Origin of the sequence: Hydrogenophaga sp. (assembly GCF_028698005.1) — a bacterium.
Classification (GTDB): Bacteria; Pseudomonadota; Gammaproteobacteria; order Burkholderiales; family Burkholderiaceae_C; genus Hydrogenophaga.
The window spans coordinates 1-18,709 of record NZ_JAQVEJ010000049.1 but is presented as its reverse complement, the minus strand read 5'-3'; the positions used below and the strand labels follow the sequence as shown (position 1 = coordinate 18,709).

Below are 18,709 nucleotides of genomic sequence, written 5' to 3'. Positions count from 1 at the left end.
CCAGCATGCTGGCTGTCCCAGGAAAACAGGGGAAGTGGGCAACGGCCTAAATTCTGGGACGATTCTGGGACGAGGCTCGTGAGAAAGAAAAAAGCACCTAGACCATTTCTGATCTAAGTGCTTGATTTTCTTCGGTATTTTTTGGTAGGACGTGAGGGATTCGAACCCACGACCAACGGATTAAAAGTCCGCTGCTCTACCAACTGAGCTAACGTCCCACGCTTGCATCATCATCTGCCCACCATGAGCAGAAAAGCCATGGATTATAGCTTTTCAATGCACTGGCGGAGAGGGCGGGATTCGAACCCGCGGTGGGGATTAACCCACACACGCTTTCCAGGCGTGCGACTTAAACCACTCATCCACCTCTCCGCGAAGCCTTAGATTGTAGCAGTGAATCTGGCCGCTCAGCCCGCTGGGCGGCCACCGGTCCCGATCATTTTCATCGCGGAGGTGATGAGGGCGGAGACTTCCGTCATGTTGCTGGGCACGATCAGCGTGGTGTTGGCGTCGCTGGCCACCTGGGCGTAGGCCTCCACGGCCTTCTCGGCCACCTTGAGCTGCACGGCCTGTTCACCGGCCGGCTGGCGGATCGCCTCGGCCACGCGGGCAATGGCCTGTGCCGTGGCGTCAGCCACGGCCTTGATGGCCTCGGCCTCGCCGATGGCCTTGTTGATGGCGGCCTGCTTCTCGCCCTCGGAGCGGGCGATGAAGGCCTCGCGTTCGCCGGTGGCGATGTTGATCTGCTCCTGGCGGCGCCCCTCGGACGCCGCGATGAGGGCACGCTTTTCGCGCTCGGCGGTGATCTGCGCCTGCATGGCGCGCAGGATCTCGGCCGGTGGCGTGAGGTCCTTGATTTCGTAGCGCAGCACCTTCACGCCCCAGTTGAGCGCGGCCTCGTCGATCGCCGACACCACCTGCGCGTTGATCATGTCGCGCTCCTCGAAGGTCTTGTCCAGCTCGAGCTTGCCGATCACGCTGCGCAGCGAGGTCTGCGCCAGTTGCGTCACCGCCATGATGTAGTTGGACGAACCGTAGCTGGCCCGCATCGGGTCGGTCACCTGGAAGTACAGGATGCCGTCCACCTGCAACTGGGTGTTGTCCTTGGTGATGCAGACCTGGCTGGGCACGTCCAGCGGGATTTCCTTCAGGCTGTGCTTGTAGGCCACCCGGTCGATGAAGGGCACGAGGAAGTTCAGGCCCGGCGACAGCGAGGCGTGGTACTTGCCCAGGCGCTCGACCACCCAGGCATTCTGCTGTGGAACCACCTTGATCGAGCGGACGATGAAGATGGCGGCAATGACAAACAGGACGGCGGCGACTTCCATGATGGGACGTGCTCCAGTGTGGGTTGGAAGAGGAGGGAGATCAGGCCTTGTCGACCACCAGGCGGTTGCCCTGCAGTTCGGTGACGCGATACAGACCGGGTTCGGGCGACACACCCTCACGCAGCAAGACCGTCCATTGTGCCCCGCGGTAACGCACGGATGCCGTGCGGTCATCCTGCCACTGCGTGATCTGCAAGGTTTCGCCCACATCCAGGTTGACGCTGCGTTCGGCCCGGGCGGATGGATCGCCGGGCTTGCGCCGCCTGACCAGGTAGCAGCCCACCACCAGGGCCAGGCCCACCACGGCCGACACGACCAGTTGGCCCGTCAGCGCCAGAGCGGCATGGGCCGCCAGCGCGCCAGCAACTGCGCCGACGGCCAGCATCAGCAGGTAGAAGGTGCCGGTGGACAATTCCAGCGCCACCAGCACGCCCGCCAGCAACCACCAGACAGTCGATTCGCTCATGTGTCCTCCTTGGGGTATGGTGTTGGTTGTCGGCCAACCACCACATTCTGCGACAAGCGGCGGCAACTTTTCCGGATCGGGGTGCAGGAATTCCGTACACTTCGCGCCTGTTTCGGATCCATTGTTGAGCCTGTCGCTGGTGCCAGGCAGGAGAACGCCATGAAATTCCGCTTTCCCATCGTGATCATCGATGAGGACTTCCGCTCGGAGAACACGTCCGGCCTGGGCATCCGCGCGCTGGCACAGGCCATCGAATCCGAAGGTTTCGAGGTGGTGGGCGTGACCAGCTACGGCGACCTGAGCCAGTTCGCCCAGCAGCAAAGCCGGGCCAGCGCATTCATCCTTTCGATCGACGACGAGGAATTCAGCGTCGGGCCCGACGTGGACCCGGTGGTGCTGAACCTGCGCAAGTTCATCGGTGAGGTGCGGCGCAAGAACGCCGATGTGCCCATTTACATCCACGGCGAGACCAAGACCAGCCGTCACCTGCCCAACGACATCCTGCGCGAGCTGCACGGCTTCATCCACATGTTCGAGGACACGCCCGAGTTCGTGGCGCGTCACATCATCCGCGAGGCCAAGAGCTACCTCGAAGGCATCCAGCCGCCGTTCTTCAAGGCCTTGCTGGATTACGCCGAGGATGGCTCCTATTCCTGGCACTGCCCGGGGCATTCGGGCGGCGTGGCCTTCCTCAAGAGCCCGGTGGGGCAGATGTACCACCAGTTCTACGGTGAGAACATGCTGCGCGCCGACGTGTGCAACGCCGTGGAGGAGCTCGGTCAACTGCTGGACCACAACGGAGCCATCGGTGCTTCCGAGCGCAACGCCGCGCGCATCTTCAACGCCGACCACTGCTATTTCGTCACCAACGGCACCAGCACCAGCAACAAGATGGTCTGGCACCACACCGTGGCGCCGGGCGACGTGGTGGTGGTGGACCGCAACTGTCACAAGTCGGTTCTGCACTCGATCATCATGACGGGCGCGGTACCGGTGTTCCTCAAGCCCACGCGCAACCATTACGGCATCATCGGGCCGATCCCGCAGAGCGAGTTCGAGATCGATTCGATCCGGGCCAAGATCCGGGCCAACCCGCTGCTGGCCGGCGTGGATGCCGACACGGTCAAGCCGCGCATCCTGACCCTGACGCAGTCCACCTACGACGGCGTGCTCTACAACACCGAGACCATCAAGCAGATGCTCGATGGCTACGTGGACAACCTGCACTTTGACGAGGCGTGGCTGCCGCACGCGGCCTTCCACCCGTTCTACGGCACCTTCCATGCGATGGGCAAGAAACGGGCGCGCCCGACGCATTCCATGGTCTATGCCACCCAGTCCATCCACAAGCTGCTGGCCGGCATCAGCCAGGCCAGCCATGTGCTCGTGCAGGACTCGCAGAGCACCCGGCTGGACCGACACCTCTTCAACGAGGCCTATCTGATGCACACCTCCACCTCGCCGCAGTACAGCATCATTGCCAGCTGCGACGTGGCCGCTGCCATGATGGAGCCGCCGGGCGGCACCGCCCTGGTGGAGGAGAGCATTGCCGAAGCCCTGGACTTCCGCCGCGCCATGCGCCAGGTGGAGGCCGACTTCGGCGAAGGCGACTGGTGGTTCCAGGTCTGGGGGCCGGAGGAACTGGCCGATGAAGGTGTGGGCAAGGCCGGTGACTGGGTGCTCAACCGCAAGAAGGACGACACCGCCACGGAAGAGGACTGGCACGGTTTTGGCGACATGGCGCCGGGCTTCAACATGCTGGACCCGATCAAGGCCACCATCGTCACGCCGGGCCTGAACCTCAAGGGCGACTTCGCCAGTTGGGGCATCCCCGCCTCCATCGTCACCAAGTTCCTGGCCGAGCACGGCGTGGTGGTGGAGAAGACCGGCCTGTACTCCTTCTTCATCATGTTCACCATCGGCATCACCAAGGGCCGCTGGAACACGCTGCTGACCGCGCTGCAGCAATTCAAGGACGACTACGCCAAGAACCAGCCCATGTGGCGCATCATGCCGGAGTTCTGCGCCAAGCAGCCCAGGTACGAGCAGATGGGCCTGCGCGACCTGTGCCAGCACGTGCACCAGCTGTACGCCAAGTACGATGTGGCGCGTCTGACGACGGAGATGTACCTGAGCGACCTGACGCCGGCCATGAAGCCGTCCGATGCCTTCGCCCACATCGCGCACCGCACCACCGAGCGCGTGCCGATCGACGAGCTGGAAGGGCGCATCACCACCAGCCTCGTCACGCCGTACCCGCCGGGCATTCCGCTGCTGATCCCGGGTGAGGTCTTCAACCGCAAGATCGTTGATTACCTCAAGTTCAACCGTGAATTTGCGCGCGAGTGCCCCGGCTTCGAGACCGATATCCACGGTCTGGTGCAGGAGTCAACCCTGGACGGAATGGTCAGCTATTTTGCCGATTGCGTCAAAAAGGGATAAGCTGCTTTTTGTATCAACGACAACAGGATCGAGGATGTTCCCAGAGTACCGAGAACTGATCAGCCGCCTCAAAGGCAACGACCACCACTTCACCCGTCTGTTCGACAAGCACAACGAACTGGACCACGAGATCAGCAGCCGGGAAGCCGGCACCCGCCCGGGGACCCAGCTTGAGATCGAGCAGTTGAAGAAGGAAAAACTGGCGATCAAGGATCAGTTGTACGAGCTGCTGAAAAAAGCAGCCGCCTCAGGCGCCTGACAGGACGCCAGCGTCCCATGCCACCATCGGTGGCATTTTTTTCGCGTTGCCTTTGCAAGGCAGCGCCACAACGGCCCCCTGCGATCGGGGCGAGGGGGCTCTGTGCGGCTGCGGGTTGATTACGCGCTGTCGCGGCTGATCCCCGCCGTCTGGCTGAAGCCACCGTCCACGTACATGATCTCCGAGGTCACGCCGCTGGCCAGATCGGACAGCAGGAAGGCGGCTGCGTTGCCCACGTCGTCGATCGTCACGTTGCGGCGCAGCGGGGCGGCGGCGGCCACGTAGCCGAGCAGCTTGCCGAAGTCCTTGATGCCGCTGGCGGCCAGCGTCTTGATCGGGCCGGCGCTGATGCCGTTGACGCGCATGCCGCGGGGGCCCAGCGATTCGGCCAGGTAGCGTACCGAGGCCTCCAGGCTGGCCTTGGCCAGGCCCATGGTGTTGTAGTTGGGGATGGTGCGCAACGCGCCCAGGTAGGACAGCGTCAGCAGGGCGGCGTTGGGGTTCAGATAGGGCAGGGCTGCCTTGGCCATGGCCGGAAAGCTGTAGGCGCTGATGTCGTGCGCGATGCGGAACGATTCGCGCGACAGGCCATCGAGGAAATCGCCGGCGATCGCTTCGCGCGGCGCGAAGCCGATGCTGTGCACGAAGCCGTCGAACGTCGGCCAGACCTGGGAGAGGTCGGCGAAGAGTTTCTCGATCTGGGCATCGTCCGAAACATCGCAGTCGAATACCAGCGAGGAGCCGAAGTCGGCCGCAAATTCCGTGATGCGGTCCTTGAAACGTTCACCCACGTAGCTGAAGGCCAGCTCGGCACCTTGCTGGTGGCAGGCCTTGGCAATGCCGTAGGCAATGGATCGGTTGGACAGAACGCCGGTGATCAGCAATTTCTTGCCGGAAAGAAAACCCATGTGTCAGTCTCCAGAAAAATACCGGCAGAATTGTCGCATGTGTATCCCGATCGGCTTTCGGCGGCGAATGATCTCACTGTGCGCAGGCGTCTGGCTGGCCGTCGCGCTGTGGCCCGCAGCCCACGCTGCCCATGGGTACGCCATGTGGGGACAACTCAAATACCCCGACAACTTTGCGCATTTCGACTACGTCAACCCCGATGCGCCCAAGGGGGGGGAGCTGCGCCTGGTGAGCAACCTGCGGGTGTCCACCTTCGACAAGTACAACCCGTTCACCCTGCGCGGCAGCGCGCCGGCCTACCTGAGCTCGCTGATGTTCGACAGCCTGCTCACGGGCGCGATGGACGAGACCGCGTCGGGCTATGGCCTGCTGGCCGAGGACGTGGACGTGGCGCCGGACCGGCTCTCGGCCACCTTCCGCCTGCGGCGCGAGGCGCGCTTCCACAACGGCAAGCCGGTGCTGGCCGCCGACGTCAAGCACAGTTTCGACACCCTGATGGGGCCGCACACCTCGCCGGCCTACAAGACCTTGCTGGCGGACGTGGCCGGGCTGGACGTGCTGGGCGAGCGGATCGTGCGTTTCCGCTTCCGCCAGCCCAACCGCGAGCTGCCGCTGGTGGTGGGCGGCCTGCCCATCTTCAGCCGTGACTGGGGCGACGAAATCGATCCGAAGACCGGCCGGCGCAAGACCTTCGACCAGGTGGTGATGGACATCCCGATCGGCAGCGGGCCCTACCGGATCGGCCCGGTCAAGTTCGGCAAGGACATCACCTATGTGCGCGATCCCGATTACTGGGCCGGAGACCTGCCCGTGCACCGCGGCATGGACAACTTCGAGCGCATCGTGGTCAAGATCTACCAGGACCAGACGGCCCGCCTGGAGGCCCTGAAGGCGGCCGAGTTCGATCTGATGCGCTTTTTCTCGGCCGGTGACTGGGCGCGCCGCGTCAACGGCAAGCGCTTCGAGACGGGCGAACTGGTCAAGGGTGAATTCCGCCACAGCCTGCCGACGGGCTTCCAGAGCTACGTGCTCAACACGCGCCGCCCGCCGCTGGACGACATCCGCGTGCGCGAGGCGCTGGGCCTGGCGCTGGACTACGAGTGGATGAACCGCCAGATGTTCTACAACAGCTACGAGCGGGTCAGCGGGCTGTTCGGCAACACCGCCTGCGCCGCCCGGGGCGAGCCTTCGGAAGCCGAGCTCGCACTGCTCAAGCCCTGGCGGGACCAGTTGCCGGCCACGGTGTTCGGGGCGGCATACACCCCACCGCGCACCGACGGTGAAGACGGCTTGCGCGGCAATCTGCGGCGCGCGCAGGCGCTGCTGCGCGAGGCCGGCTGGACCTGGCGCGAGGGTGCGCTGCGCAATGCCCAGGGCCAGCCACTGGTGCTGGAGTACCTGGACAGCAACGAGGGCGGCTCGCGGGTGGTGACCCCCTGGACGCGCAACCTCGAGAAGCTCGGTGTGCAACTGCGTTTCCGGCCGGTGGACTTCGCCCTCTACCAGCAGCGCCTGCGCAGCTTCGACTTCGACATCATCACCCTCAATTTTTCGGGCACCCACAACCCCGGCTCCGAGTACATGGATCTGTTCGGCAGCGAGGCCGCCAGGACCGAGGACTCCGGCAACTTCGCCGGCGTCAGCCATCCGGCCGTGGACCGGCTGATCCAGCAGATGGCCGGCGCCCGCCATGAGCCCGACTTTCTCGCCGCCTGCCGGGCGCTGGAGCGTGTGATTTCACATGGACACTACCTGATCCCGCAGTGGTCGGCACCCACGCACCGCATCGCCTACAACCAGTGGCGGCTGGCGCGGCCGGAGCAGATGCCACCCTACGCGAGCGGCGAGGACTGGGCGATCCACACCTGGTGGGCAAAATAAGGCCACGCCGCTACCTGACACACTGACGCTCGCCTATGTGGTCCTACATCCTCAAACGCCTCCTGCTGATGATCCCGACGCTGTTCGGCGTGCTGCTGGTGACGTTTGTGGTGATCCAGTTCGTGCCCGGCGGGCCGGTGGAGCAGTACATCGCCGAGGCGCGTGCGGGTGCCGGCGGCGCCGAGGGCGGCGGCATGGGCTACCGGGGCGGGCAGGGCGTCGATCCCCAGCGGCTGGAAGAGATCAAGGCGCTGTACGGCTTCGACAAGCCCGCGCACGTGCGCTTCTGGGACATGCTCGGCCGCTTTACGCGTTTCGACCTCGGCACCAGCTTCATGCACAACAAGTCGGTGGGCGAGCTGGTGCTGGAGAAAATGCCGGTGTCCATCAGCCTGGGCCTGTGGACCTTCTTCATCAGCTACCTCGTGGCGGTGCCGCTGGGTGTGGCCAAGGCGGTGCGGGCCGGCTCGCGCTTCGACTTCGTGACGACGCTGCTGGTGCTGGTGGGCTACGCGATACCCGGCTTCGTGCTGGGCGTCGCGCTGCTGGTGGTCTTCGGCGGCCAGTTGCAGTGGTTCCCGCTGCGGGGCCTGACCTCGGCCAACTGGGAGGAGCTGTCCTGGGGCGCGCGCATCGTGGACTACCTCTGGCACATCACCCTGCCGGTCACGGCCATGGTGCTGGGCAGCTTCGCGGTCACGACCATGCTGACCAAGAACGCCTTCCTGGAGGAAATCCGCAAGCAGTACGTCATCACCGCGCTGGCCAAGGGCCTGAGCGAGCGGCAGGTGCTGTGGCGCCACGTGCTGCGCAACGCGCTGATCCCCATCGTCACGGGGTTTCCGGCCGCCTTCATCGGCGCCTTTTTCACGGGTTCGCTGCTGATCGAGACGCTGTTCTCGCTCGACGGCCTGGGCCTGCTCAGCTACGAAAGCGTGATCCGGCGCGACTACCCGGTCGTGATGGGGACGCTGTTCCTGTTCACGCTGATCGGCCTGCTGACCAAACTCATTTCCGATCTCTGCTATGTCTGGGTCGATCCCCGTGTCAAATTCTGAGATCTCTTCCGTCTCGCCCGCGCGCCGCGCCTGGCGACGTTTCCGGCGCAACCGGCTGGGTTACTGGAGCCTGGTGGCGTTCTGTCTGCTCGTGGTGCTGAGCCTGGCGGCCGAGTTGGTTTCCAACGACCGGCCCTGGGTCGTGCGCTACGAGGGCAAGACCTATTTCCCGCTCGTCAACGATTACCCCGAGACGGTGTTCGGCGGCGACTTTGAAACGCCCACCGACTACCTCGACCCCTTCATCCAGCAGAGGCTGAGCGAGGGCGAGAACTGGGCGCTGTTCGCGCCCAACCGCTATGGTGCACGCACGCTCAACTATTTTGCCGAGGCGCCCAACCCGGCGCCGCCCTCGGCCGCGAACTGGCTGGGCACCGACGACCGCGGGCGCGACCTGCTGGCGCAGCTCATCTACGGATTCCGGGTCAACGTGCTGTTCGGCATTGCGCTCACGGCCATCGGCGTGCTGCTCGGCGTCGTCACCGGGGCCATACAGGGCTTCTACGGCGGCCGGATCGACCTGGCCTTCCAGCGTTTCATCGAGATCTGGGGATCCATGCCCGAGCTGTACCTGCTCATCATCTTCTCGGCGGTGTTCGCGCCCAGCGTGGCACTGCTGCTGGTGCTGCTGAGCCTGTTCGGCTGGATGGGCCTGTCGGACTACGTGCGGGCCGAGTTCCTGCGCAACCGCCAGCTCGACTATGTGCGCGCCGCCCGCGCCATGGGCCTGCCGAACGGGCAGATCATCTGGCGCCATGTGCTGCCCAACAGCATGACGCCCGTGGTCACCTTCCTGCCGTTCCGCATGAGCGCCGCCATTCTGGCGCTGACCTCGCTGGACTTCCTGGGCCTGGGTGTGCCACCGGACACCCCTTCGCTGGGCGAGTTGCTGCGCCAGGGCAAGAACAACATCGACGCCTGGTGGATCTCGCTGTCCACGTTCGGCGTGCTGGTGCTGACGCTGCTGCTGCTGACCTTCACCGGCGACGCGCTGCGCGACGCCCTGGACCCGAGGAAGCAGGACGCATGAGCACAAGCGCCACGCCTTTGCTGGACGTCCGCGGCCTGACGGTGTCGTTCCAGGGCCGCGATGTGGTCCACGGCATCGATTTCTCCGTCATGCCCGGCGAGAAGCTGGCGCTGGTCGGGGAATCCGGCTCGGGCAAGACGGTGTCGGCCCTGTCGCTGCTGCGGCTGGCGCTGGGCGCCGAGGTCCGGGGGCGCGCCGTGTTCGAGGGGCAGGACCTGCTGTCGCTCAGCGAGCGCCAGTTGCGCGCGGTGCGCGGCGATGCGATCTCCTTCGTGTTCCAGGAGCCCATGTCAGCGCTGAACCCGCTGTTCCCCGTCGGCCGGCAGATCGCCGAGGTGCTGCAGCTCAAGCGCGGCATGTCGGCCAACCAGGCCATGCGCGAGGCGGTGGCCCTGCTGGCGTCCACCGGCATTCCCGAGCCCGAGCGCCGGGCCGGCGCCTTCCCGCACCAGCTCAGCGGTGGCCAGCGCCAGCGCGCCATGATCGCCATGGCGCTGGCCAGCCGACCGCGCCTGCTGGTGGCCGACGAACCGACCACGGCGCTCGACGTGACGGTGCGCGGCCAGATCCTCGGCCTGCTGGACCAGCTGCAGCGCGAGCATGGCATGGCCGTGTTGATGATCACCCACGACCTGAATCTGGTGCGGCGCTTTGCCGACCGGGTGGCCGTGATGGAGCAGGGACACATCGTCGAGCAGGGAACGGTGACCTCGGTCTTCGACGCCCCCGAACATGCCTACACCCGCAAGCTGCTGGGCAGCAAACCGGTGCGTGATGTCGTCGAGACGCCTCCCGGGGGGCCGACGCTGGTGCAGGCGCAAGACCTCCAGGTCGCCTATCCGGTCCCGCTGCCCGGCATCCGCGGCTGGTTCTCCCGCGGCCGCTACGTCGCGGTACATGACGCCAGCTTTGCGCTGCAGCCAGGCCACACCCTGGGCGTGGTCGGCGAATCAGGCTCGGGCAAGACCTCGCTGGCGCTGGCGGTGCTGGGCCTGATCCGGGCATCCGGCGGGCTGGCCGTGAACGGCCAACCCTGGCCCAGACATCAGAGTGCCCAGGAGCGTTCCTTGCGGCGGCAGGTGCAGGTGGTGTTCCAGGACCCGTTTTCCTCGCTCTCGCCGCGCATGACGGTCGAGCAGATCGTGGGGGAGGGGCTGCGGGTGCACGAACCCGGGTGGAGCGTGGCCACCCGGCGCGAGCGCGTGCTGGCCATGCTGCGCGAGGTCGGCCTGCTGGCCGATGGCGATGACGGCGCCGCCTGGCTGCAGCGCTACCCGCACGAATTCTCGGGCGGCCAGCGCCAGCGCCTGGCCATTGCCCGCGCGCTCATCGTCGAACCCACCGTGCTGGTGCTTGACGAGCCCACCAGTGCGCTGGACGTCACCGTGCAGCAGCAGGTGCTGCGACTGCTGCAACGCCTGCAGCGCGAGCGCGGGCTGGGCTACCTGCTCATCACCCACGACATGGACGTGGTCCGCGCCATGGCGCACCACGTGCTGGTGATGAAGGATGGCCGCGTCGTCGAATCGGGTGACTGCCGCGACGTGCTGGACGCGCCCCAACAGGCCTATACCCGGGAACTCGTGGCCGCCGCCGGCTGATCCTGGTGTATGGTTGGCTTGATTATTGTCAAGCCATAAGCTGCCCACTCCCTCTATAAACGAGACCCGGTGCCGGGTTCCTGTTTCCATGCGCCGACTTTTCATGCAATCACACCCGGAATTCCCCCCCATCACCGACCCAGGTCTGGGCGCGCCGATGCGCTGGCTGGCCCGGGGCTGGGCCGACCTGCGCGCCCAGCCCGTCCCGGGTCTGCTGCATGGCCTGCTGATCACGGTCTTCGGCTGGCTGCTGCTGTGGCTGGCCCGTGACCGGTTCTGGTTGCTGGCCGGCGCGTTTTCGGGCTTCCTGATCGTCGCCCCCATCATCGCCACCGGGCTCTACCAGATCAGCCGCCGCCAGGCGCAGGGGCAGCAGGCAAGCACCGGCGAGGTGCTGGCACTGTGGCGCTCGCGCGACCGGCGGCTGGTGCGTTTCGGCTGCCTGCTGGCGCTGGCCGGCACCGGCTGGGTACTGACCTCCGCCGGCCTGATCACCCTGTTGTCGGATGCGCCGGTCGAGCGGCCCGCCGATTTCCTGCGCCACGTGGTGCTGGTCCCTGAGATCGGCCTGTTCGAGATCTGGTTGCTGATGGGGGCCTTGCTGGCCGCGCCGGTGTTCGCCTCGTCGGTGATGGCCATTCCGATGCTGGTGGACACCAGCGTGCCGGTCAGCATGGCGGTTGCCGAAAGCTGGCGCACTGTGGCCAGCCAGCCGCTGCTCATGGCCTTGTGGGCGGCGGTGCTGGCGCTGCTCTCGGGCGTGGGCATGCTCACGGGCCTGCTGGGCCTGATCGTGATCATCCCATGGCTGGCCCACGCCAGCTGGCACGCCTACATCGAGTTGACGGCGCGCTCCCCCTACAAAACGCTCGGCCGCCCATGAAGTGGCCCGGCGCTCGGATCCATGGAAAACACCATCTTCGGCTACACAGAGGGGCAGATCGCCCAATTCGGACTGACCTTCGGCGTCGGTGCCTTCATCCTCTACATGCTGTTCATCGTGCTGAACCTGGCCCTCGAATCGAAGGCCGGCAAGTTCGGCACCTTCATCCTGTTTCTGGTGCTGTCGCTCGGCATGCTCGGATTTCTGGCCAAAAACGTCATCCAGTGGGTCCTGGGTATCTAAAGTCGTAGCAAGACGCTTGCCAGTATCGTTTTACACGGTTAGAATACTGGCTTCACGACCAAACGGGCGGGTACTTACCGGCCCTTTTTTTTTGGCTGATCGATTTCCGGCCGGTTTTGGCCAGTTCTCCGGCAAACGGGGGCGGTCCGGGCGGACGTCGGGCACGAACACAGGACAGATAGCGCACTGATGGGCTGGCAGGAAACCGTCACACAAACCGTGACCGGACTCGGATTCGACCTGGTGGATATTGAACGATCCGCCGGCGGCTTGCTGCGCATCACCATCGACATGCCCTGGACCCCGCCGGCCGATGGGGCAGAGCCGGCACCGGAGCGGTTCGTGACGGTGGAGGACTGCGAAACCGTCACCCGCCAGTTGCAGTATCTGCTGGAGGTCGAAGGGGTGGACTACCAGCGCCTCGAGGTCGGCTCGCCCGGCATCGACCGCCCGCTGCGCCACGAGAACGACTTTCTGCGTTTCACGGGGCAGGTGATCGACATCACGCTCAAGGCGCCCATCGGCGCCACCGGCAGCGGTGTCGCGGCCAATCGCAAGAAATTCCGCGGCACGCTCGAGCGTGCCGACGACGGCCAGCACTGGCGCATCGTCTGGAGCGACGAGCCGCCACCCAAGCCCGGCCAGCGGGTCAGCGCCAAGCGTGCACCGGCGCCGCTGCAGGCCCTGACCTTCGAGCTGGACGAGTTGCAGCAGGCGCGTCTGGCGCCGCTGGTGGATTTCAAGGGGCGCCGCGCGGCCCCCAAGGCATGACGGTCCGCTGCAGGGCTGGACACAAGTGACAAACAATACGATAGAAACAAGATCAGGAAAGGTGGGCGATTGATATGAACCGCGAAATGTTGATGCTGATCGATGCCATCTCGCGCGAAAAGAACGTCGAGCGCGACGTGGTGCTGGGCGCCGTCGAGCAGGCGTTGGCCTCGGCCACCAAGAAGCTGTACAAGGGCGACGTGGACATCCGCGTGGCCATGGACCCGGACACCGGCGCCTACGAGACCTTCCGCCGCTGGCTGGTCGTGCCCGATGAGGCCGGTCTGCAAAACCCCGATGCGGAAGAGCTGGTCAGCGACGCGCGCGACGACATCCCCGACATCGAAGTCGGCGACTACATCGAAAAGCCCGTCGAGAGCGTGCCGATCGGCCGCATCGGTGCCATGGCCGCCAAGCAGGTCATCCTGCAGAAGATCCGCGACGCCGAGCGCGAGATGCTGCTCAACGATTTCATGTCGCGTGGCGACAAGATCTTCGTCGGCACCGTCAAGCGCATGGACAAGGGCGACCTGATCGTCGAGAGCGGCCGTGTCGAAGGCCGCCTGCGCCGCAGCGAAATGATTCCGAAGGAAAACTTCCGTACCGGCGACCGCGTGCGCGCCATGATCATGGAAGTGGACCTGACCCTGCGCGGCGCGCCGATCCTGCTGTCGCGCTCTGCCCCGGCCTTCATGATCGAGCTGTTCCGCCAGGAGGTGCCCGAGATCGAGCAGGGCCTGCTGGAGATCAAGTCGTGCGCCCGTGACCCCGGCTCGCGCGCCAAGATCGCGGTGCTCTCGCACGACAAGCGCATCGACCCCATCGGCACCTGCGTCGGCGTGCGTGGCTCGCGCGTCAATGCCGTCACCAACGAATTGGCCGGCGAGCGCGTGGACATCGTGCTGTGGTCGGAAGACCCGGCCCAGTTCGTGATTGGTGCGCTGGCTCCGGCCAACGTGGTGTCGATCGTGGTCGACGAGGAACGGCACGCCATGGACGTCGTGGTCGACGAGGAAAACCTCGCCATCGCCATCGGCCGTGGTGGCCAGAACGTGCGCCTGGCCTCCGAGTTGACGGGCTGGAAGATCAACATCATGACGGCCGATGAATCGGCCCAGAAACAGGCCGAGGAGGCCGACTCCATCCGCAAGCTGTTCATGGCCAAGCTGGACGTCGACCAGGAAATCGCCGACATCCTGATCGAGGAAGGCTTTACCAGCCTCGAAGAGGTGGCTTATGTGCCGCTGCAGGAGATGCTCGACATCGAGGCCTTCGACGAGGACACCGTCAACGAGCTGCGCGCCCGCGCCAAGGATGCCCTGCTGACGATGGAAATTGCCCGTGAGGAAAGTGTCGGCGAGGTTTCGCAGAATCTCAAGGACCTCGAAGGCCTCACGCCCGAGCTGCTGGCCAAACTGGCCGAGGCCGGCGTGCACACCCGTGATGAGCTGGCCGATCTGGCCACCGATGAGTTGACCGAGATTACTGGTCAGTCCGATGAAGAAGCCACGGCCCTGATCATGAAGGCCCGTGCGCACTGGTTCTCCGGTGACGATGCTGCGTCGGCCTGAGTTGCGGAGGAGGAAAGATATTCATGACAAGTACCACCACCGTTGCCGAACTGGCCGCTGAACTGAACAAACCGACGGCTGTCCTGCTGGAACAGCTGTCGGCCGCCGGCGTGCGCAAAAGCGCCGACTCCGATCCGGTGTCCGAAACCGACAAGCAGTCGCTGCTGAACTACCTCAAGGCCAGCCATGGCTCGGCCGCTCCCGAGCGCCGCAAGATCACGCTGACCAAGAAGTCCACCACCGAGATCAAGCAGGCCGATGCCACAGGCCGTGCCCGCACGATCCAGGTGGAAGTGCGCAAGAAGCGCACCTTCATCAAGCGCGAGGATGAGGCACCTGCTACGCCGGCCGTCGAGCAGGCACCCCAGGACGCTGCCCCGGCCGCGCCGGTGATCGATGCCGCCGAGCTCGCCCGCCGTGAGGAAGAGGCCCGCCGTCAGGCCGAGCTGCTGCGCCGTCAGGAAGAAGAACTGGCGCAGAAGCGCCGCGAGCGCGAGGCCGAGGAAGCCCGCCAGGCACAGGAGCGTGCCCGCCAGGAGGCCGAGGCGGCCGCCGAAGCCGAACGGGCCAGGGCCGAGCAGGCGAAGACCGAGCAGTCCGCCGCCGAGCAGGCAGGGCAGGCCGAACAGGAGGCCAAGGCCAAGGCCGCTGCCGAGCAGCGTGCCGCAGCGGCCAAGGCCGAGGCGGACCACCACGCGGAGGCCAAGCGGCAGGAAGAACAGCGGGCCCGCGATCTGGAAGAGCGCCGCCGCAAGGCCGAGGCCGAGGCGGCCAGCATCCGCGCCATGATGGCTGCGCCGGCGCGCACGCTCGTGGCCAAGAAACCCGAGCCGCCGGCCGACGCCAAGACCAAGGGCACGCTGCACAAACCCGCCACGGGTGCCGCCACTGCCAAGCCGGCGGGTGCTCCCGCGGCGACCACCGGCAAGAAGGAAGTCAAGTCGGAGAATCTGTCGTCGACCTGGAAGGACGACGCGGCCAAGAAGAAGGAAATCAAGACCCGCGGCGACACCTCCTCGGGCCGCGGCAACTGGCGCGCCGGCCCGAAGGGGCGGCGTGGCGACCGCGACAGCCGCGACAGTGCCAGCGCCTTCGTCGCGCCCACCGAGTTCAAGCAGGTCGAGGTCCATGTGCCCGAAACCATCACCGTGGCCGAGCTGGCGCACAAGATGGCGGTCAAGTCCTCCGAGGTCATCAAACAGCTCATGAAGCTGGGCCAGATGGTGACCATCAACCAGTCGCTGGACCAGGACACGGCCATGATCGTGGTCGAGGAAATGGGCCACAAGGCGGTGCAGGCCGCGCTGGACGACCCCGAGGCCTTCACCGAAGAGGAAGTGCAGGGCCAGCAGGCCGAGGCGCTGCCCCGCGCGCCGGTGGTGACCGTCATGGGTCACGTCGACCACGGCAAGACCTCGTTGCTGGACTACATCCGGCGCACCAAGGTGGCCGCGGGCGAAGCCGGCGGCATCACGCAGCACATCGGCGCCTACCACGTCGATACGCCGCGTGGCACCGTCACCTTCCTGGACACTCCGGGCCACGAGGCTTTCACGGCCATGCGTGCCCGTGGCGCCCAGGCTACCGACATCGTCATCCTGGTCTGTGCGGCCGATGACGGCGTGATGCCGCAGACCAAGGAAGCCATCCGGCACGCCAAGGCGGCGCAGGTGCCCATCGTGGTGGCGATCACCAAGGCCGACAAGCCCGAGGCCAACATCGAGCGGGTCAAGTCCGAGCTGGTTGCCGAGGAGGTCGTGCCCGAAGAGTTCGGTGGCGAGTCGCCCTTCGTGGCCGTGTCGGCCAAGACGGGGCAGGGCATCGACGACCTGCTGGAGCAGGTCCTGCTGCAGGCCGAAGTGCTGGAGCTCAAGGCCCCGGTGGACGCCATGGCCAAGGGCCTCGTGATCGAAGCTCGCCTGGACAAGGGCCGCGGTGCCGTGGCCACGGTGCTGGTGCAGTCCGGCACGCTGAAGGTGGGCGACGTGGTGCTGGCGGGTCAGACGTCGGGCCGCGTGCGCGCCATGCTCGACGAGGACGGCCGCAATGCCAAGGATGCCGGCCCCTCCATTCCGGTGGAGATCCAGGGTCTGGCCGAGGTGCCGCAGGCCGGCGATGAGTTCATGGTGCTGGCCGACGAGCGTCGTGCCCGCGAAATCGCCACCTACCGTGCCGGCAAATACCGCAGCACCAAGCTGGCCAAGCAGCAAGCCGCCAAGCTGGAGAACATGTTCGCCGAGATGTCGGCCGGCGAGGTCAAGACCCTGCCGATCATCATCAAGGCCGACATGCAAGGCTCGCAGGAAGCGCTGTCTGCCTCGCTGCTCAAGCTTTCGACCGACGAAGTCAAGGTGCAACTGGTGTACACCGGTGTCGGTGGCATCTCCGAGTCGGACGTGAACCTGGCGATTGCCTCGCACGCGATCGTGATCGGCTTCAACGTGCGCGCCGACGCCGGCGCGCGCAAGCTGGCCGAGGGCAACGATGTCGACATCCGCTACTACAACATCATCTACGACGCCGTGGACGAATTGAAGGCAGCGATGTCGGGCATGCTGGCGCCGGAAAAGCGCGAGGAAGACATCGGTACCGCCGAGATCCGTACGGTGTTCGTGGCCTCCAAGATCGGCACGGTGGCCGGCTGTATGGTCACGTCCGGCCAGGTCACGCGCAACGCGCACTTCCGTCTGCTGCGCGACAACGTGGTCATCTACACCGGCGAGGTCGAGTCGCTCAAGCGCATGAAGGACGACGTGCGCGAAGTCAAGGAAGGCTTCGAGTGCGGTATCAAGCTCAAGAACTACAACGACATCAAGGAAGGTGATCAGCTGGAGTTCTTCGAGATCAAGGAAATCGCCCGGACGCTGTAAGCCATGGTGCGCAAATCCTCTGTCCCCAACCGCGGGTTCCGCGTGGCCGATCAGATCCAGCGCGATCTGTCCGAGTTGATCGCGCGCGAGCTCAAGGACCCGCGGGTGGGCATGGTCACCATCAACGCGGTCGAGGTCACGCCCGATTACGCGCACGCCAAGGTGTTTTTCAGCCTGCTCACGGGCAATCCCGAGGAAACCACGGCCGGCCTGAATGCGGCCGCCGGTTTCCTGCGCAACGGCCTGTTCAAGCGCCTGCACATCCACACCGTGCCGACGCTGCATTTCGTGTTCGACCGCACCACCGAGCGCGCGGCCGACATGAATGCCCTGATCGCCAAGGCCGTCGCGTCGCGCTCCAAAGAGGACGGACAGTGACATGACGGCTGCTCCTCGTGCACGGGTGCAGCGTCGCCCCGTGCATGGGGTGTTGCTGCTCGACAAACCGCTGGGCCTCTCCAGCAACCAGGCCTTGCAGAAGGTCAAATGGCTGCTGCGCGCCGAAAAAGCCGGCCATACCGGTACCCTCGACCCGCTGGCCACTGGCGTGCTGCCGCTGTGCTTTGGTGCCGCCACCAAGTTCAGCCAGTTGCATCTGGATGCCGACAAGACCTACGAGACCATCGTGCGGCTGGGCGTGCGCACCGCCACGGCAGACGCCGAAGGCGAGGTGATCGACACGCGCGCGGTCAACTGCACCGTGGGGCAGGTGGTCGAGGTGCTGGACCGCTTCACCGGAGCGATCCGGCAGGTGCCGCCCATGCACAGCGCGCTCAAGAGGGACGGCAAGGCACTCTACGAGTACGCCCGCGATGGCGAAACGGTGGAGCGCGAGCCGCGCGAGGTCGTGATCCACGAACTGGAGCTGCTGGACCTGCAACTGCAGGGCGATGTGCCCCAGTTGCACCTGCGCGTGCACTGCTCCAAGGGCACCTACGTCCGCACCCTGGGCGAAGACATCGGCGAGGCGCTGGGCTGCGGCGGTCACCTGACCATGCTGCGCCGCATCGCCACCGGACCGTTCGCGGTGGGTCGCTGCATCACGCTCGAGGCGCTGGAGGCCATGGACGAGGCGGCGCGCCTGGCCTGCCTGCTGCCGGTCGATGCGCTGCTCGAAGGGCATGCCAAGGTGACGCTCGACGCCGACAACGCCGCGCGCTTCCTGAGCGGCATGCGCCGCCGCGGCGCCTGGACAGACCAGTCACACGTCGCCGTGTACGGTCCGCCCCCCCAAGCCACCCAACACCAGCCCGTGCTGCTCGGCACTGCCCGTACCCAGGCTGGCGAACTCATCCCGGGGCGTCTGCTGAGCCCCGTCGACATACAGCAAATCCTGGAAATTGCATCATGAGCACTCAAATCCGCAACATCGCCATCATCGCCCACGTTGACCATGG

16 protein-coding genes and 2 tRNA genes are annotated in these 18,709 nt (G+C 65.6%); 13 read left to right on the top strand and 5 right to left on the bottom strand.

Going from position 1 to position 18,709, the window contains the following annotated elements; genetic code table 11:
* Positions 1-142: 142 nt before the first annotated feature.
* From PHQ87_RS07220 to PHQ87_RS07205, 4 genes are all read right to left on the bottom strand, one after another.
* Positions 143-218, bottom strand: a tRNA-Lys gene (locus tag PHQ87_RS07220).
* Positions 219-282: 64 nt separating this feature from the next.
* A tRNA-Ser gene (locus tag PHQ87_RS07215) sits at positions 283-372 on the bottom strand.
* Positions 373-407: 35 nt separating this feature from the next.
* Positions 408-1,328, bottom strand: coding sequence for a stomatin-like protein (locus PHQ87_RS07210; protein WP_300232559.1), 921 nt, complete (start codon positions 1,326-1,328; stop codon positions 408-410).
* A gap of 40 nt (positions 1,329-1,368) precedes the next feature.
* On the bottom strand, positions 1,369-1,794 hold the full coding sequence (locus PHQ87_RS07205; protein WP_300232557.1) for an NfeD family protein: 426 nt from the start codon (positions 1,792-1,794) through the stop codon (positions 1,369-1,371).
* Positions 1,795-1,953: 159 nt separating this feature from the next.
* Here PHQ87_RS07205 and PHQ87_RS07200 point away from each other — a divergent pair, with 159 nt between their 5' ends.
* Both PHQ87_RS07200 and PHQ87_RS07195 read left to right on the top strand, forming a co-directional pair.
* Positions 1,954-4,236, top strand: coding sequence for an arginine/lysine/ornithine decarboxylase (locus PHQ87_RS07200; RefSeq protein WP_300232555.1), 2,283 nt, complete (start codon positions 1,954-1,956; stop codon positions 4,234-4,236).
* 34 nt (positions 4,237-4,270) lie between these two features.
* Entirely contained in the window at positions 4,271-4,495 is a 225-nt protein-coding gene (locus PHQ87_RS07195) for a YdcH family protein (protein ID WP_300232552.1), read from the top strand.
* 119 nt (positions 4,496-4,614) lie between these two features.
* Here PHQ87_RS07195 and fabI read toward each other — a convergent pair whose 3' ends face one another.
* Entirely contained in the window at positions 4,615-5,403 is a 789-nt protein-coding gene (gene fabI, locus PHQ87_RS07190) for an enoyl-ACP reductase FabI (protein ID WP_300232550.1), read from the bottom strand.
* A gap of 67 nt (positions 5,404-5,470) precedes the next feature.
* Between fabI and PHQ87_RS07185 the strand changes: the two genes are divergently transcribed.
* The 11 genes from PHQ87_RS07185 (at position 5,471) to truB (ending at position 18,663) form a co-directional block, all read left to right on the top strand.
* Positions 5,471-7,285, top strand: a complete 1,815-nt coding sequence (locus PHQ87_RS07185) for an extracellular solute-binding protein (protein WP_300232549.1) — start codon at positions 5,471-5,473, stop codon at positions 7,283-7,285.
* Between the two features lie 35 nt (positions 7,286-7,320).
* Positions 7,321-8,343 (top strand): ABC transporter permease subunit, encoded by a 1,023-nt coding sequence (locus PHQ87_RS07180; RefSeq protein WP_300232547.1) that lies wholly within the window; start codon positions 7,321-7,323, stop codon positions 8,341-8,343.
* Positions 8,312-9,373 carry an ABC transporter permease gene (locus tag PHQ87_RS07175; RefSeq protein WP_300232544.1) on the top strand — a complete coding sequence of 354 codons (1,062 nt, stop codon included), beginning with the start codon at positions 8,312-8,314 and terminating at the stop codon, positions 9,371-9,373. The genes PHQ87_RS07180 and PHQ87_RS07175 overlap by 32 nt, the downstream gene beginning before the upstream one ends.
* The gene (locus tag PHQ87_RS07170) at positions 9,370-10,974 is read left to right on the top strand and encodes a dipeptide ABC transporter ATP-binding protein (protein ID WP_300232543.1); all 1,605 of its coding nucleotides are present in this window, start codon (positions 9,370-9,372) and stop codon (positions 10,972-10,974) included. Before PHQ87_RS07175 ends, PHQ87_RS07170 begins: the two co-directional genes overlap by 4 nt.
* A 103-nt stretch (positions 10,975-11,077) precedes the next feature.
* The gene (locus tag PHQ87_RS07165; RefSeq protein ID WP_300232540.1) at positions 11,078-11,857 is read left to right on the top strand and encodes a DUF2189 domain-containing protein; all 780 of its coding nucleotides are present in this window, start codon (positions 11,078-11,080) and stop codon (positions 11,855-11,857) included.
* Positions 11,858-11,878: 21 nt separating this feature from the next.
* On the top strand, positions 11,879-12,100 hold the full coding sequence (locus PHQ87_RS07160) for a DUF2788 domain-containing protein (protein ID WP_300232537.1): 222 nt from the start codon (positions 11,879-11,881) through the stop codon (positions 12,098-12,100).
* A gap of 189 nt (positions 12,101-12,289) precedes the next feature.
* Entirely contained in the window at positions 12,290-12,871 is a 582-nt protein-coding gene (gene rimP / locus PHQ87_RS07155) for a ribosome maturation factor RimP (RefSeq protein ID WP_300232535.1), read from the top strand.
* 74 nt (positions 12,872-12,945) lie between these two features.
* Positions 12,946-14,442, top strand: a complete 1,497-nt coding sequence (nusA, locus tag PHQ87_RS07150) for a transcription termination factor NusA (RefSeq protein WP_300232533.1) — start codon at positions 12,946-12,948, stop codon at positions 14,440-14,442.
* A gap of 23 nt (positions 14,443-14,465) precedes the next feature.
* On the top strand, positions 14,466-17,312 hold the full coding sequence (gene infB, locus PHQ87_RS07145) for a translation initiation factor IF-2 (protein WP_300232531.1): 2,847 nt from the start codon (positions 14,466-14,468) through the stop codon (positions 17,310-17,312).
* A 3-nt stretch (positions 17,313-17,315) separates the two neighbouring features.
* Positions 17,316-17,690: a 30S ribosome-binding factor RbfA gene (gene rbfA, locus PHQ87_RS07140; RefSeq protein WP_300232529.1), complete on the top strand. Its 375-nt coding sequence runs from the start codon at positions 17,316-17,318 to the stop codon at positions 17,688-17,690.
* A 1-nt stretch (position 17,691) separates the two neighbouring features.
* A complete protein-coding gene (gene truB, locus PHQ87_RS07135) occupies positions 17,692-18,663 on the top strand; it encodes a tRNA pseudouridine(55) synthase TruB (RefSeq protein WP_300232526.1) in 972 nt (323 codons plus the stop codon).
* Positions 18,664-18,709: the final 46 nt, after the last annotated feature.

What these genes read in the sequence shown, in the direction of transcription:
- infB (WP_300232531.1), top strand. Translation starts at nt 14,466, where the DNA reads ATGACAAGTACCACCACCGTTGCCGAACTGGCCGCTGAACTGAACAAA.
- PHQ87_RS07165 (WP_300232540.1), top strand. Translation starts at nt 11,078, where the DNA reads ATGCAATCACACCCGGAATTCCCCCCCATCACCGACCCAGGTCTGGGC.
- PHQ87_RS07170 (WP_300232543.1), top strand. Translation starts at nt 9,370, where the DNA reads ATGAGCACAAGCGCCACGCCTTTGCTGGACGTCCGCGGCCTGACGGTG.
- rbfA (WP_300232529.1), top strand. Translation starts at nt 17,316, where the DNA reads ATGGTGCGCAAATCCTCTGTCCCCAACCGCGGGTTCCGCGTGGCCGAT.
- PHQ87_RS07205 (WP_300232557.1), bottom strand. Translation starts at nt 1,794, where the DNA reads ATGAGCGAATCGACTGTCTGGTGGTTGCTGGCGGGCGTGCTGGTGGCG.
- nusA (WP_300232533.1), top strand. Translation starts at nt 12,946, where the DNA reads ATGAACCGCGAAATGTTGATGCTGATCGATGCCATCTCGCGCGAAAAG.
- PHQ87_RS07175 (WP_300232544.1), top strand. Translation starts at nt 8,312, where the DNA reads ATGTCTGGGTCGATCCCCGTGTCAAATTCTGAGATCTCTTCCGTCTCG.
- PHQ87_RS07180 (WP_300232547.1), top strand. Translation starts at nt 7,321, where the DNA reads ATGTGGTCCTACATCCTCAAACGCCTCCTGCTGATGATCCCGACGCTG.
- truB (WP_300232526.1), top strand. Translation starts at nt 17,692, where the DNA reads ATGACGGCTGCTCCTCGTGCACGGGTGCAGCGTCGCCCCGTGCATGGG.
- rimP (WP_300232535.1), top strand. Translation starts at nt 12,290, where the DNA reads ATGGGCTGGCAGGAAACCGTCACACAAACCGTGACCGGACTCGGATTC.
- PHQ87_RS07200 (WP_300232555.1), top strand. Translation starts at nt 1,954, where the DNA reads ATGAAATTCCGCTTTCCCATCGTGATCATCGATGAGGACTTCCGCTCG.
- PHQ87_RS07185 (WP_300232549.1), top strand. Translation starts at nt 5,471, where the DNA reads ATGATCTCACTGTGCGCAGGCGTCTGGCTGGCCGTCGCGCTGTGGCCC.
- PHQ87_RS07210 (WP_300232559.1), bottom strand. Translation starts at nt 1,328, where the DNA reads ATGGAAGTCGCCGCCGTCCTGTTTGTCATTGCCGCCATCTTCATCGTC.
- fabI (WP_300232550.1), bottom strand. Translation starts at nt 5,403, where the DNA reads ATGGGTTTTCTTTCCGGCAAGAAATTGCTGATCACCGGCGTTCTGTCC.
- PHQ87_RS07195 (WP_300232552.1), top strand. Translation starts at nt 4,271, where the DNA reads ATGTTCCCAGAGTACCGAGAACTGATCAGCCGCCTCAAAGGCAACGAC.
- PHQ87_RS07160 (WP_300232537.1), top strand. Translation starts at nt 11,879, where the DNA reads ATGGAAAACACCATCTTCGGCTACACAGAGGGGCAGATCGCCCAATTC.